General features: G+C 72.7%; 12 protein-coding genes. 4 read left to right on the top strand and 8 right to left on the bottom strand.

All coding sequences use genetic code 11. The annotated features are described in order from the left end of the window. Positions 1-115: 115 nt before the first annotated feature. Complete coding sequence (locus tag QWM81_RS17900; protein ID WP_290113043.1) at positions 116-853, top strand: SigE family RNA polymerase sigma factor; 738 nt, start codon at positions 116-118, stop codon at positions 851-853. A 128-nt stretch (positions 854-981) separates the two neighbouring features. Here QWM81_RS17900 and QWM81_RS17895 read toward each other — a convergent pair whose 3' ends face one another. The 4 genes from QWM81_RS17895 to deoC form a co-directional block, all read right to left on the bottom strand. Then, positions 982-1,620, bottom strand: coding sequence for a uridine kinase (locus QWM81_RS17895; RefSeq protein WP_290113042.1), 639 nt, complete (start codon positions 1,618-1,620; stop codon positions 982-984). 265 nt (positions 1,621-1,885) lie between these two features. Further along, on the bottom strand, positions 1,886-2,779 hold the full coding sequence (locus tag QWM81_RS17890) for an aldehyde dehydrogenase family protein (RefSeq protein WP_290113041.1): 894 nt from the start codon (positions 2,777-2,779) through the stop codon (positions 1,886-1,888). Then, positions 2,772-4,232, bottom strand: coding sequence for an aldehyde dehydrogenase family protein (locus tag QWM81_RS17885; protein ID WP_290113040.1), 1,461 nt, complete (start codon positions 4,230-4,232; stop codon positions 2,772-2,774). Before QWM81_RS17885 ends, QWM81_RS17890 begins: the two co-directional genes overlap by 8 nt. A gap of 5 nt (positions 4,233-4,237) precedes the next feature. Beyond that, positions 4,238-5,227: a deoxyribose-phosphate aldolase gene (gene deoC, locus QWM81_RS17880; RefSeq protein WP_290113121.1), complete on the bottom strand. Its 990-nt coding sequence runs from the start codon at positions 5,225-5,227 to the stop codon at positions 4,238-4,240. A gap of 180 nt (positions 5,228-5,407) precedes the next feature. Between deoC and QWM81_RS17875 the strand changes: the two genes are divergently transcribed. Beyond that, on the top strand, positions 5,408-5,998 hold the full coding sequence (locus tag QWM81_RS17875) for a PH domain-containing protein (protein WP_290113039.1): 591 nt from the start codon (positions 5,408-5,410) through the stop codon (positions 5,996-5,998). Between the two features lie 278 nt (positions 5,999-6,276). Here QWM81_RS17875 and QWM81_RS17870 read toward each other — a convergent pair whose 3' ends face one another. The 4 genes from QWM81_RS17870 to QWM81_RS17855 all read right to left on the bottom strand — a co-directional run bounded on the left by QWM81_RS17870 (position 6,277) and on the right by QWM81_RS17855 (position 11,057). Beyond that, the gene (locus QWM81_RS17870) at positions 6,277-7,485 is read right to left on the bottom strand and encodes a putative hexosyltransferase (RefSeq protein ID WP_435372389.1); all 1,209 of its coding nucleotides are present in this window, start codon (positions 7,483-7,485) and stop codon (positions 6,277-6,279) included. Positions 7,486-7,614: 129 nt separating this feature from the next. Next, a complete protein-coding gene (locus QWM81_RS17865) occupies positions 7,615-9,264 on the bottom strand; it encodes a phospho-sugar mutase (protein WP_290113038.1) in 1,650 nt (549 codons plus the stop codon). 351 nt (positions 9,265-9,615) lie between these two features. Then, positions 9,616-10,440, bottom strand: coding sequence for a purine-nucleoside phosphorylase (locus QWM81_RS17860; RefSeq protein WP_290113037.1), 825 nt, complete (start codon positions 10,438-10,440; stop codon positions 9,616-9,618). 179 nt (positions 10,441-10,619) lie between these two features. Further along, positions 10,620-11,057 (bottom strand): gamma-glutamylcyclotransferase family protein, encoded by a 438-nt coding sequence (locus tag QWM81_RS17855; protein WP_290113036.1) that lies wholly within the window; start codon positions 11,055-11,057, stop codon positions 10,620-10,622. Positions 11,058-11,197: 140 nt separating this feature from the next. Between QWM81_RS17855 and QWM81_RS17850 the strand changes: the two genes are divergently transcribed. Together QWM81_RS17850 and QWM81_RS17845 are read left to right on the top strand one after the other, a co-directional pair. After that, positions 11,198-12,637 (top strand): NAD(P)H-quinone dehydrogenase, encoded by a 1,440-nt coding sequence (locus QWM81_RS17850; RefSeq protein WP_290113035.1) that lies wholly within the window; start codon positions 11,198-11,200, stop codon positions 12,635-12,637. A 189-nt stretch (positions 12,638-12,826) separates the two neighbouring features. Further along, positions 12,827-13,783 (top strand): DeoR/GlpR family DNA-binding transcription regulator, encoded by a 957-nt coding sequence (locus tag QWM81_RS17845; protein WP_290113034.1) that lies wholly within the window; start codon positions 12,827-12,829, stop codon positions 13,781-13,783. Positions 13,784-13,972 lie beyond the last annotated feature (189 nt).

Genomic DNA, 13,972 nt, shown 5'->3' with positions numbered 1-13,972 from the left:
GACCGCCGAGCCCTGTGACAGGTCTGTGACAGTCGGCGGACACCGCTATGAAGTCGCCCCGGCAAGCTCGTTGGCACACGGACCGAAGCAGACTCCAACCGACGGGGGGCGCGAGATGAACGCACTGCACAGCACCACTTCAAGCGCAGTTGTCACGCGTCTCCACGACGTCGCGCGGAGCACGGAGAAGTCCGGCGCGGTGAACCCGCGGGGGTGTGTTCGCAGCGCCGGGCGTCAGCACAAGTCGCCGTACATGGCGGCCGTGCCTGACGGGGGAGCGGCGTACGGGGAGGCTCAGGGGGAGCGGACGAACCCCACGGAGGCCGTGAACGCCGAAGCGGCGTTCACCGCCTACGTACGGGAACGCCGCGCCTCCCTGTACGCCACCGCCTACCACCTCACCGGCGACCGCTTCGAGGCCGAGGACCTGCTGCAGAGCGCGCTGTTCTCGACGTACCGGGCCTGGGACCGCATCAGCGACAAGGGGGCGGTCGGCGGCTACCTGCGCCGCACCATGACCAACCTGCACATCAGCGCGTGGCGGCGGCGGAAGATCGACGAGTACCCGACCGGGGAACTCCCCGAGTCCGCAGGCGACACCGACGCGATGCGCGGCACGGAGCTGCGCGCCGTGCTCTGGCAGGCGCTCGCCCGGCTGCCCGAGGCGCAGCGCACGATGCTCGTCCTGCGCTACTACGAGGGCCGTACGGACCCGGAGATCGCGGAGATCCTGGACATCAGTGTCGGCACGGTGAAGTCGAGCATCTGGCGCTCCCTGCGCCGGCTGCGGGAGGACGAGGTCCTCAGCTTCGGCCGTGACGAGGAGGAGTCCTTCGGCCAGCTCGTGGCCTGAAGGCAAGGGGGGCCGGCCGCGGTTGCGGGGGGAGACGGCGGCCGGTGACGGGGAACGGGGGGCCACGGGGGAACGGGGGAAACGCGCGGGCCGGACAAGCCGGGGGGGCTTGTCCGGCCTCTCGCGGGTTACACCGCTTCCCGCGCCATGGGCATGCGGTGGCGGCCCGCCGCCGCGGCGGCGAGGCGGCCCAGGGCTTCCGCCTTGTCACAGGGGTGGGCGCCCAGGGCGCTCTGCCGGGTGACGATCGAGCGCTCGGCGCGCATCAGGCGCCAGCCCCGGCGCAGCAGGAACGGCACCGACTTGCGGCCCTCGCGCAGGTCGCGCAGCAGCCGGCGGCGGAAGGTGGTGGAGGGGCGGCCGCGCAGGCACAGGGCGTCGGCCAGGACGCCGAGGTCCTGGCACCGCGCGACGATGTCGGCCGCGAAAATGCCCTCCGCCACGAAGAGCGGGGTGCGTTCGATGTCGAGGGTCTCGCGGTCGACGCGCGTGCTGGTGGCGATGTCGTACACGGGGACGGTGGTGCGTCCCGTGGCGCACAGTTCCACGATGGCGGCCACCGCCGCGTCCGCGTCCCAGGACAGCGGGGAGTCCCAGTCGACGTCCGCGCTCCCGGGGACGAGCGGGAGCGTCGGGTCGTGGCCCTCCTTGTAGAAGTCGTCGAGGCGCAGCACGGGCAGGCCGGTGCGGGCCGCGAGGGAGGACTTGCCGGAGCCGGAGGGGCCCGCGAGCAGCACGACACGGGTCGGGATGGGGTGGGGACTCACGGGACACCAGTCTGGACCATTGATCCGGTAGGGGAACCCCATCCGCAGCCCCTTGGTAGTGAGCGTCACATCTCATCCACCGTGCGTGCTCGGCTGGTTACGCCTTTCCGTGTTCCGGCGGGCGCCGGGCCCCGCGCTGCCGGTGGGGACGCCGCCCGGATGTACGAGAACGGCTCCGCTGCCCCCGGACGGAGGGGAAGCGGAGCCGTTCGGTCGGGTGGCGCCTCAGTACGCGCGACTCAGCAAGCGGCGCTCAGTGCGCGCCTCAGTACGCGGAGCCGGACGCGCCCAGGGAGCCGGTCGGGTGCCAGACCGTCTTGGTCTCCAGGAACGCGGTCAGGCGGTGCGTGCCGGGGTCGGCGGTGAAGTCCTCGCCGTCCACAGCCTGGGGGCGCAGGACGCGCTTGAGGTTGTCCGCGGCGGCGATCTCCAGCTCGCGGGCCAGTTCCTGGTCCGCGCCCGTCAGGTCGATGGCGTTGACGTCCTGGTGCGCGGCGAGCGGGGCCGCGATCTCGGCCGCCTTGCCCGACAGGACGTTCACGACACCGCCCGGCAGGTCGGAGGTGGCCAGCACCTCGCCCAGGGACAGGGCGGGGAGCGGGGCCTTCTCGGAGGCGATGACGACCGCGGTGTTGCCGGTGGCGATCACCGGGGCGACGACCGAGACCAGGCCCAGGAAGGACGACTCGCGCGGCGCGACGATCGCGACCACGCCCGTCGGCTCGGGCGTCGACAGGTTGAAGAACGGGCCCGCGACCGGGTTCGCCCCGCCCACGACCTGGGCGATCTTGTCCGTCCAGCCCGCGTACCAGACCCAGCGGTCGATGGCCGCCTCGACGACCACGGCCGCCTTGGCCCTGGACAGCCCCTCGGCGTCCGCCACTTCGCGGACGAACTGGTCCTTGCGGCCCTCCAGCATCTCGGCGACGCGGTAGAGGATCTGGCCGCGGTTGTACGCCGTCGCGCCCGACCAGCCGCCGAACGCCTTGCGCGCCGCCACGACCGCGTCCCGCGCGTCCTTGCGCGAGGAGAGCGGGGCGTTCGCCAGCCACTTGCCCTTCGAGTCGGTCACTTCGTACACCCGGCCGCTCTCGCTGCGGGGGAACTTGCCCCCGACGTACAGCTTGTAGGTCTTGAGGACACTGAGCCGATCAGACATCGAGGTACGCCTCCAGGCCGTGGCGGCCGCCCTCGCGGCCGAAGCCCGACTCCTTGTAGCCGCCGAAGGGCGAGGTCGGGTCGAACTTGTTGAACGTGTTGGCCCAGACGACACCCGCGCGGAGCTTGTTCGCCACCGCGAGGATGCGGGAGCCCTTCTCCGTCCAGATGCCGGCGGACAGGCCGTACTGGCTGTTGTTGGCCTTGGCGACGGCCTCGTCGGGCGTACGGAAGGTCAGCACCGACAGGACCGGGCCGAAGATCTCGTCGCGGGCGATGGTGTGCGCCTGGGTGACGTTGGTGAAGAGCGTCGGGGCGAACCAGTAGCCGGAGGACGGCAGCTCGCAGGCCGGGGACCAGCGCTCGGCGCCCTCCGCCTCGCCGGTCTCCGCGAGGGCCTTGATACGGGCCAGCTGCTCGGCGGAGTTGATCGCGCCGATGTCGGTGTTCTTGTCCAGCGGGTCGCCCAGGCGCAGCGTCGACAGGCGGCGCTTGAGGGCGTCCAGCAGCTCGTCCTGGATGGACTCCTGGACGAGGAGGCGGGAGCCCGCGCAGCAGACCTGGCCCTGGTTGAAGAAGATGCCGGTGACGATGCCCTCGACGGCCTGGTCGATGGGCGCGTCGTCGAAGACGATGTTGGCGCCCTTGCCGCCCAGCTCCAGGGTGAGCTTCTTCCTCGTGCCCGCCACCTGGCGGGCGATGGCCTTGCCCACGGCGGTGGAGCCGGTGAAGGCGACCTTGTTGACGCCCCCGTGCTCGACGAGCGCGGCGCCGGCGTCCCCGTAACCCGGGAGGATGTTCACGACACCCTTCGGCAATCCCGCCTGGCGGCAGATGTCCGCGAAGAAGAGGGCCGACAGGGGGGTGGTCTCGGCGGGCTTGAGCACCACCGTGTTGCCGGTGGCGAGCGCCGGGGCGATCTTCCACGCGAGCATCAGGAGGGGGAAGTTCCACGGGATGACCTGGCCCGCGACGCCGAGCGGGCGCGGGTTGGCACCGCTGTGCCCTTCTGTCGTCCTCCGGCCGAACCCGGCGTGGTCGAGCTTGTCGGCCCAGCCCGCGTAGTAGAAGAAGTGCGCGGCGACCAGCGGGAGGTCCGCGTCGCGGGTCTCCTTGATCGGCTTGCCGTTGTCCAGGGTCTCCAGGACGGCCAGCTCGCGGCTGCGCTCCTGGATGATCCGGGCGATACGGAAGAGGTACTTGGCGCGCTCGGCGCCGGGCAGCGCCGACCACTTCTCGAACGCCTTGCGGGCGGCCTGCACGGCCCGGTCCACGTCCTCGGCGCCCGCCTGGGCGACCTCGGAGAGCACCTCCTCGGAGGCGGGGGAGACGGTCTTGAAGACCTTGCCGTCCGCGGCCTCGGTGAACTCGCCGTCGATGAACAGGCCGTAGGACGGCGCGATGTCGACGACCGAGCGGGACTCGGGGGCGGGTGCGTACTCGAACTTCGTCATCGTGATCAGTCCACCGTCACATAGTCGGGACCGGAGTAACGGCCGGTGGCCAGCTTCTGACGCTGCATCAGCAGGTCGTTCAGCAGGCTCGACGCGCCGAACCGGAACCAGTGGTTGTCCAGCCAGTCCTCGCCGACCGTCTCATTGACCAGGACCAGGAACTTGATGGCGTCCTTGGTGGTCCGGATGCCGCCCGCGGGCTTCACCCCGACCTGTACCCCGGTCTGGGCGCGGAAGTCGCGCACCGCCTCCAGCATGAGCAGCGTGTTGGCGGGGGTGGCGTTGACGGAGACCTTGCCGGTGGAGGTCTTGATGAAGTCCGCCCCGGCGATCATGCCCAGCCAGGAGGCGCGGCGGATGTTGTCGTACGTGGAGAGCTCGCCGGTCTCGAAGATGACCTTCAGGCGCGCGGCGCCCGAGGCCTCCTTCACGGCCCGGATCTCCTCGTACACCTTCAGGTAGTCGCCCGCGAGGAACGCCCCGCGGTCGATCACCATGTCGATCTCGTCCGCGCCCGCGGCGACGGCGTCACGGGTGTCCGCGAGCTTGACGTCGAGGGCGGCGCGGCCGGCCGGGAAGGCGGTCGCGACGGAGGCGACCTTCACGTCCGTACCGGCGAGGGCGGCCTTGGCGGTGGCCACCATGTCGGGGTACACGCACACCGCCGCGGTGCGCGGGGTGGTGCGGTCGGTCGGGTCGGGATGGACGGCCTTGGCGGCGAGCGCCCGGACCTTGCCCGGGGTGTCCGCGCCTTCCAGCGTCGTCAGGTCGATCATCGAGATGGCCAGGTCGATGGCGTACGCCTTGGCCGTCGTCTTGATCGAACGCGTACCGAGAGACGCGGCGCGCGCTTCGAGGCCGACGGCGTCCACGCCGGGCAGCCCGTGAAGGAAGCGGCGCAGGGTGCTGTCGGACGCGGTCACGTCAGCGAATGCGGGGGTGGTGGGGGCACCACCCTGCTCCAGCGGAGCCGAGAGCTTGGGGGAGGTGGGCATGGTCACCAGGGGAGCATATCTACGCGCGTAGCGACCTGTACAGCCCCCGGTTCGCAGCGGGCGGCGAAACCGCTGGTGGGCCGGTGGTGGTGAGCTCCGTCACGCGGCGGGCCCGTGCCCATGGGCAGGCGCGCGGGTCTCATCGCGTGAGCCCGGGGGCCGTGAGGCAGAATCGGCCGCATGACGAGCCGCCAGCAGCCCGAGTACGCCGACCGGTCCTTCCGCTCGCCCCTGGGGATCGTGGGCGGCCTGCTGCTGCTCGGCTTCGCCGCCTGGATCGGCGGGGACGGGCTGGTCAACGGCGAGGGCCGGACACCCTGGATCACGCTGGCCTCGCTGCTGATCGCGGTACCGCTGGTCGTCGCGTTCACCTTCCGGCCCGTGGTGTACGCCAACGAGGACCGCATGCGCGTCCGCAACCCCTTCCGCACGATCGACCTGCCCTGGGCGGCGGTCGCCGACGTGCGCGCCGGGTACTCCAGCGAGGTCCTCACCCAGGACGGCACCCGGTACCAGCTGTGGTCGGTGCCCGTCTCACTGCGGGAGCGCAAGCGCGCCGCACGCCGGCAGGCCAGGGCCGGCAGCCCGGGGGACCCCGCGGCGGCCCCCTCGGCCGGCGCCGACCAGACCATCGCCGACCTGCGGGAACTGGCCGAGCGGTGCGCGGCGCGGCCGGGCGCGCAGGGTGCGCCGCGGGTCCGCTGGGCGTACGAGATCATCGGGCCCGTGGCCGCCGGAGTCATCCTCCTCGTGGTCCTCCTGGTCGCCTGAGTCATCGTGGTGCTCCTGGCCACCTGAGCTGTCGTGGTCCTCCTGGCGAGCTGAGTCCTCGCGGTCCTGCGGCTGCTCGCCTGAGTCGTCGTGGTGCTCCTTGGCCGCCTGAGGCTCGTGGTCCTCCCGGCGAGCTGAGTCCTCGCGGTTCTCCTCCTGCTCGCCTGAGTCGTCGTGGTGCTCCTTGGCCGCCTGAGCCTCGTGGTGCTCCCGGCGAGCTGAGTCGTCGTGCGCTCCCGGCGATATGAATCCTCGCGATCCTCCCGGCGGCCCGGGGCTCACGGCGGCCCTTGCCACACCAGGAGCATGTAGCCGCCCAGCCACGCCGACGACAGCACCGCCCCGCCCAGCACCAGCGCCGCCACCACCCGCCTGGCCCGGCACACGGCCACCGCGAGCGGCAGCAGCAGCGGGAAGCCCGGCAGCAGGAAGCGGGCGCGCGGGAAGTACACCCCGCCGCTGCCCAGGACCACCGCCAGCAGGACCCCGCTGAACACCAGCAGCGCGAGCGGCTGCCGGTCCGCCAGGCACAGCACGTACAGCGCGGCCGACCCCACCAGCACCGCCGAGACGGCGACCAGGAACAGCTGCGGAGCCGTGTCGTACGCCAGCAGCGCCCGCATCTCGCGCAGCGTGCCCGCGCCGCCGTCCCACGCGTTGCGCCACAGCCGCTGCACGGCGAAGTAGCCGTCCCAGCGCCCGACCCGGGCGCCCACCCACGCCACGTACCCCAGCCAGCCCAGCGGGGCGGTGAGCGCCGCCACCAGCGGCGCCCGCTCCCGTGTCCGGGCGGTCGCCATCAGGCCGGTCACCGTGACCGCCGCCGCGACCGCGATGCCGGTGGGGCGCGTCAGCCCGGCCGCCACGGCGAGCGCGGCCGCCGCGTGCCAGCGGCCGGTCAGCACCGCGTACAGCGACCAGGCGGCGAGCGCGGTGAACAGCGACTCGGTGTAGCCCATCCACTGCACGATCCCGACCGGCAGCGCACCCCACAGGACGGCCAGCACGGTCCCCTCGCGACGCCCGCGCAGCCGGTCGCCGACCGCGAAGATCCCCCACGCCGCGACCAGCGAGAAGCCGACCGCGAGCACCAGCGCCACCGACGCGCGCGAGCCGGGCGTGACGCCCGCGACCGCCTTGACCAGCACGGGGTAGAGCGGGAAGAACGCCAGGTTGTTGGAGTTGACCCGGGTACCCAGGCCGTCCTGGTACCCGTGGTCGGCGATGCCCAGGTACCAGTCGGAGTCCCAGGAGGTGGCGAGCGTCGGCCAGACGCCATGGCCCTTCAGGTGCGCCCAGCGGGCCAGCACCAGCAGCCCGAAGAGCCGTACGGCCAGGTAGCCGAGCAGCGCGGGCGCGGCGTGGCGCAGCGAACGGGCGGCGCGTTCCAGCGAACGGGCGGTGCGTTCCCGTACCCGGCCGCCCGCCGGGGACGGCGGCCGCCGGGACGCGGGGACGGTCGGGCGGACGGTGATCACCGGCGGCACGGGGCGCTCCAGGGCTCGGCTGCGATACCGGGGTCACCCTGCTCGGCGCGTGGGGAACGTACCCGGGCCGTGCGTCACGTGCCGTACCGGATTCACCCGGACGCGGCATCCCGTGCCGTGATCAGATGATCAGATACCGGCGGCCGCCGCCAGGTCCCGCTTGATCGCGGCCAGGGTCTGCGAGCCCTTCGCCCGCGCGTCCGCCAGCTCGCTCGCCTCACCGACCGGTACGACGACCTCCAGGTAGCACTTGAGCTTCGGCTCGGTGCCGCTGGGCCGGACGATGACACGGGCCTTGAAGGCGCCGTCCAGGTAGTACCGCAGCCCGTCCGTGGGCGGCAGCTTGCCGCTGCCCTCCGTCAGGTCCTCGGCGGACGTGACACTCAGCCCGGCGAGCGAGGTCGGCGGCTGCTCGCGCAGCCGGCGCATGGCGTCGGCGATGACGCTCAGGTCCTCCACCCGGACGGAGAGCTGGTCGGTGGCGTGCAGGCCGTGAGCGATGGCCAGATCGTCCAGCAGGTCGCGGAGCGTACGGCCCTGCTCCTTCAGTTCCGACGCCAGCTCGGCGACGAGCAGCGCCGCCGTGACGCCGTCCTTGTCGCGTACGCCACCGGGGTCGACGCAGTAGCCGAGCGCCTCCTCGTACCCGTACCGCAGGCCCTCCACGCGGGCGATCCACTTGAAGCCGGTCAGCGTCTCCTCGTACCCGAGCCCGGCCGCCTCCGCGATCCGGCCCAGCAGCGACGACGACACGATCGACTCGGCGAAGGTGCCCGTGGCGCCCTTGTGGACGAGGTGGGCGGCCAGCAGCGCCCCGACCTCGTCGCCGCGCAGCATCCGCCAGCCGCCTTCGGCGGAGTCGTCCGGGACGGCGACGGCGCAGCGGTCGGCGTCCGGGTCGTTGGCGATGACGATGTCCGGCCGGGCCCGCCGGGCCGTGGCGAACGCCAGGTCCATCGCGCCCGGCTCCTCGGGGTTGGGGAACGCCACGGTCGGGAAGGCCGGGTCGGGCTCGGCCTGCTCCGCCACCAGCACGGGCGCGGGGAACCCGGCCCGCTCCCACGCCGCCAGGACGACGTCCTTGCCGACGCCGTGCATGGCCGTGTAGACGACGTTCGCGGTGCGCGGCGAGCCGGGGGTCAGGACGGCGTCCGTACGCGCCAGGTACGCCTCCAGGACCTCGTCCCCGAGCGTCTCCCAGCCGCTCTCGGCGCGCGGTACGTCGTCGAGGCTCGCGACGGCCGCGATCTCGGTGGCGATCTCGGCGTCGGCGGGCGGCACGATCTGCGAGCCGTCACCCAGGTAGACCTTGTAGCCGTTGTCGCGGGGCGGGTTGTGGCTGGCGGTCACCTCGACACCGGCGACGGCGCCCAGGTGCCTTATGGCGTACGCGAGGACGGGCGTCGGCAGCGGGCGCGGCAGTACGGCCGCGCGCAGGCCGGCGCCGGTCATCACGGCGGCGGTGTCCCGCGCGAAGTCGGCCGACTTGTAGCGGGCGTCGTACCCGATGACGACCAGGCCGTCACCCTGGCCCTTGCCCTTGAGGTACGCGGCGAGTCCGGCGGCCGCGCGGATGACCACGGCCCGGTTCATCCGCATGGGGCCCGCCCCCAGCTCGCCGCGCAGCCCGGCCGTACCGAACTGCAGCGTGCCGCTGAACCGGTCGGCGAGCGCGTCGAGGTCCCTGGCCTCGATGAGCTTGGCCAGCTCGTCGCGGGTCTCGCTGTCCGGGTCCTCGGCCAGCCACGCCTCGGCCTGCGCGATGAGGTTCTGCTGCACGGTGTCTGCCTCTCTGGGTGTCGTACGACTGGTTCTGCGCTTACCGGTACCCCGGCGCTCGGCCCCCGTCCCGGCGCGGCGCGTCGGCCGGCGCCGGTGGGCGGGGACGGGCCCGACCGCCCGCCACCGGCTCGCACCCGGCGTACGGCCGGGCTGGGGCCGTGCAGGGTCGTCCCCGCAGAGGCCGCCGGCCTTGAGGAGGCGAGCCCGGAGGGGCCACGCCCCCACCCACCGGCCTCCGCCTCCGCCCGGCACCGCGCCGGTGGGCACCGAGAAAGGGCACCGCCCCGGGGCGAACCGAGAAAGAGCGCCGCCCCGTTCCGGGGACGGCGCGACGGCTGGACGGTCCCGTCAGATACGGTCCAGGACCCGCGTCAGCAGCTCACCCATCCGGGCCGCCGAGTCGCGGCCCGCCTGGAGGACCTCCTCGTGGTTCAGCGGCTCGCCCGAGAGGCCCGCCGCCAGGTTGGTGACCAGCGAGATGCCCAGGACCTCGGCGCCCGCCTCGCGGGCCGCGATGGCCTCCAGGACGGTCGACATGCCGACCAGGTCGCCGCCGAGCACACGGACCATGTTGATCTCGGCCGGGGTCTCGTAGTGCGGGCCGGGGAACTGGACGTACACGCCTTCCTCCAGCGTCTCGTCCACCTCCTTGCACAGGGCGCGCAGCCGGGGCGAGTACAGGTCCGTGAGGTCGACGAAGTTCGCGCCGACGATCGGCGAGGCGGCCGTCAGGTTGATGTGGTCGCTGATCAGGACCGGCTGGCCGGGGCGCATGCCCTCGCGCAGCCCGCCGCAGCCGTTGGTCAGCACGACGGTCTTGCAGCCGGCGGCGACGGCGGTGCGTACCCCGTGGGCGACGGCGGCGACGCCCCGGCCCTCGTAGAAGTGCGTACGGCCCAGGAAGACCAGCGCGCGCTTGTCGCCGATCGTGTACGAGCGGATCTTGCCGCCGTGGCCCGCGACGGCCGGCGGCGGGAAGCCGGGGAGCTCGGTGACCGGGAACTCGGCGTCGGGGGCGCCGAGCGCGTCGACGGCCGGCGCCCAGCCGGAGCCCATCACGAGGGCGACGTCGTGGGTCTCGGCGCCGGTCAGCGCGCGCAGGCGCGCGGCGGCGTCGGCGGCGGCGGCGTAGGGGTCGCCCTGGAGGTGGTCCGGGGTGGCAGTTGCGTTCACAGAGTCTCTCGCCTCGCGAAGGAACAGTCGCCCCGGCCCGCTCACTGACGGCCGGGGGTCCGGGGGCGGGCCCCGGAAGAAAGCAGTACGCCCAAGAGCGTAGCCGGAGATTGCCTACGCGCGTAGATGACGATGCTCACGGACCTGGGATCGTTGTCTTGTCGTTTCCGACAAAGGCGCTAGCAGGGTCGCTTGCGCAGCTCCATCACGTAGTCGTGCGGGGCGCCCGCCGACTCGGCGGCGTCCGCGATCTCGCCCAGGTAGCGGGCCGAGGGCAGGCCGCCCTCGTAACCGTTGAGCACGTACAGCCAGGCGGGTTCCTCGCCCTCCAGGGTGTGTACCCGGACCCGCATGCGCCGGTAGATGTCCAGCCCGACGCCCTCCCAGCGGTCCATGGAGTCCTCGTCCATCGGGGCGATGTCGTACAGCGCGACGAACACCTGGGAGCGCGGGGCCTCCACGATCGTGGGGAGCGCGCCCTCCCAGCCCATCTGCTCGCCGCCGAACGTCAGCCGCCAGCCGTTGAGCCAGCCCGTGCCGCGCAGCGGGGAGTGCGGGGCGCGGCGGGTCATCAGCCGCGCGTCGAGGTTGCCGGCGTACGCGGCGTAGAGCGACATGGGATCGAGGGTACGGGAGGGCCGGGGGTGCGTCCTGTTTCCACCGTGGAGGGCCCCGGCGGGAAGCTCTTCGAGCCGTGCGGGACAATGGGGTACGTACTTGCATCCCTGCCGTGACGAGAGCGCGAGGCCTAACCCCAGTGACCCGGATCGTGATCATCGGTGGCGGACCCGGCGGATACGAGGCGGCCCTGGTGGCCGCCCAGCTCGGCGCGGAGGTGACCGTCGTCGACACCGACGGCCTCGGCGGAGCGTCCGTCCTGACCGACTGCGTACCCTCGAAGACCCTCATCGCCACGGCCGAGGTGATGACCACGTTCGACTCCTCCCACGAGGAGCTCGGCATCATCGTCGCGGACGACACCCCGCACATCGACCAGGCCGCCCGGATCGTCGGCGTCGACCTCGGCAAGGTCAACCGGCGCGTCAAGCGGCTCGCGCTCGCCCAGTCCCACGACATCGCGGCGTCCGTGACCCGCTCGGGCGCGCGGGTGCTGCGCGGCCGGGGCCGGCTCGACGGCCGCCAGGCGATGGACGGCTCCCGCCAGGTGATCGTCACGGCCGCGGACGGCACCGAGGAGGCCCTCACCGCCGACGCCGTACTGATCGCGACCGGCGGCCACCCGCGCGAGATCCCCGACGCCCTGCCGGACGGCGAGCGCATCCTCAACTGGACGCAGGTCTACGACCTCGACGAACTCCCCGAGGAGCTCATCGTGGTCGGTTCGGGTGTGACCGGCGCGGAGTTCGCGGGCGCCTACCAGGCGCTCGGCTCGCGCGTCACGCTCGTCTCCTCCCGCGACCGGGTGCTGCCCGGCGAGGACCCGGACGCCGCCGCCGTCCTGGAGGACGTCTTCCGGCGCCGGGGCATGAACGTCATGGCCCGCTCGCGCGCCGCCTCCGCCAAGCGCGTCGGCGACCGTGTCGAGGTCACCCTCGCGGACGGCCGGGTCATCTCCGGTACGCACTGCCTGATGGCCGTGGGCGCCATCCCGAACACCGCCGGGATGGGCCTGGAGGAGGCCGGCGTACGGCTCAGGGACTCGGGCCACATCTGGACGGACAAGGTCTCGCGTACGTCCGCGCCGGGCGTGTACGCGGCCGGTGACGTCACCGGGGTCTTCGCCCTCGCGTCGGTCGCGGCCATGCAGGGGCGGATCGCGATGTACCACTTCCTCGGGGACGCGGTCGCCCCGCTGAACCTCAAGACCGTCTCGTCCAACGTCTTCACCGACCCGGAGATCGCCACGGTCGGCTACACGCAGGCGGACGTGGACGCGGGCAAGATCGACGCCCGGGTCGTCAAGCTGCCGCTGCTGCGCAACCCGCGCGCCAAGATGCAGGGCATCCGGGACGGCTTCGTCAAGATTTTCTGCCGTCCGGGCACGGGCATCGTGGTCGGCGGCTGTGTCGTCGCGCCCAAGGCCAGCGAGCTCATCCACCCGATCTCGATCGCGGTCGACAACAACCTGACGGTCGAACAGATCGCAAACGCCTTCACCGTGTACCCATCCCTGTCGGGCTCGATCGCCGAGGTGGCACGACAGTTGCACACCCGGAAGACGACGGCCGAGGCGTAAGCCCCGTCCGACGGTATCGGGGCGTACGGACAACACCCGGCAACCCCCGGCAAGTCGGGACATCGATCGGTCAAGGAACGTTCCTGGACGGGCCCGCCTATACCACTTGGCGGGCCCGTCTGTTCGCAACTTCGCGTAATAGGCGCATACCGCTGCAAAGAAACGGTCGCTGGGGTTACTGTCAGTTTCGTGTTCGCTGCAGAACGTCGTCAGTTGATCCTTGAAATGGTGCGCGCCAATGGGGCGGTATCGCTCCGAGAGCTCGCCCGCGTCGTCCAGACCTCCGAAGTGACCGTGCGGCGCGACGTGCGGGCACTGGAGGCAGAAGGACTCCTCGACCGCCGGCACGGCGGTGCGGTGCTGCCGGGCGGTTTCACGCGAGAGTCCGGCTTCCCGCAGAAATCCCATCTCGCGACCGCCGAGAAGACGGCCATCGCCGACGTGGCCGCCGGCCTCGTCGAAGAGGGCGAGGCCATCGTGGTCGGCGCCGGGACCACCACGCAGGAGCTGGCGCGCCGGCTCGCGCGCGTCCCCGGGCTGACCGTCGTCACCAACTCCCTGCTGGTGGCGCAGGCGTTGGCCCACGCCAACCGCGTGGAGGTCGTCATGACCGGCGGCACCCTGCGCGGGTCCAACTACGCGCTGGTGGGCAGCGGGGCGGAGCAGTCCCTCCAGGGGCTCAGAGTCTCCCGGGCGTTCCTGTCCGGGAGCGGTCTGACCGCCGAGCGGGGCCTGTCCACGTCCAACATGCTCTCCGCGAGCGTGGACCGCGCGCTGGTCCAGGCGGCGGCGGAGGTCGTCGTGCTGGCCGATCACACCAAGCTCGGTACGGACACCATGTTCCAGACCGTGCCGACGGACGTGATCACGCGGCTGGTCACCGACGAGCCGCCCGCGCATGACGAGCGGGCGGGCATGGAGCTCCAGGCGCTGGCGGACCAGGGCGTCCAGATCACGGTGGCCGGTACGGGCGCCGGGGCGTCCGGCGCGGAGGGAGCCCCCCCGGGGCGGCAGTCCCGCCGCGACGTCCCGCTCCCGGGCCAGCGGGGCCGCCACCCGGGCGGCGGGCAACTGCGCAGCGCCTCCCTCGCGGGCGACGGCCCCCCGGAGCGGACAGCCCGCGTCGCCGACCTCCGCCGCCGCTGAGCCCTCCGGGCGTGTCAGTGGCCGGCACGGCCCCCACCACCGCGCAGGCCGCCGCGCCCCGCGCCCGGGCCGCCGGAATCCCGACCCGTTCCAGCGCCTCGGCCGCCTTCACGCGCGCGTGCCGCCGGGAAAGGCCCTGGACGGACCGGACGGCGGCGGCCAGCTGGTCACCGACCGGGTGCACGGGTG

The sequence above is a fragment of the Streptomyces ficellus genome, from assembly GCF_030406405.1.
GTDB lineage: Bacteria > Actinomycetota > Actinomycetes > Streptomycetales > Streptomycetaceae > Streptomyces > Streptomyces ficellus_B.
Note: the sequence above shows the minus strand (reverse complement) of the source record. Positions and strands in the feature narration are given on the sequence as shown.

What these genes read in the sequence shown, in the direction of transcription:
- QWM81_RS17900 (WP_290113043.1), top strand. Translation starts at nt 116, where the DNA reads ATGAACGCACTGCACAGCACCACTTCAAGCGCAGTTGTCACGCGTCTC.
- QWM81_RS17890 (WP_290113041.1), bottom strand. Translation starts at nt 2,779, where the DNA reads ATGTCTGATCGGCTCAGTGTCCTCAAGACCTACAAGCTGTACGTCGGG.
- QWM81_RS17885 (WP_290113040.1), bottom strand. Translation starts at nt 4,232, where the DNA reads ATGACGAAGTTCGAGTACGCACCCGCCCCCGAGTCCCGCTCGGTCGTC.
- deoC (WP_290113121.1), bottom strand. Translation starts at nt 5,227, where the DNA reads ATGCCCACCTCCCCCAAGCTCTCGGCTCCGCTGGAGCAGGGTGGTGCC.
- QWM81_RS17875 (WP_290113039.1), top strand. Translation starts at nt 5,408, where the DNA reads ATGACGAGCCGCCAGCAGCCCGAGTACGCCGACCGGTCCTTCCGCTCG.
- QWM81_RS17855 (WP_290113036.1), bottom strand. Translation starts at nt 11,057, where the DNA reads ATGTCGCTCTACGCCGCGTACGCCGGCAACCTCGACGCGCGGCTGATG.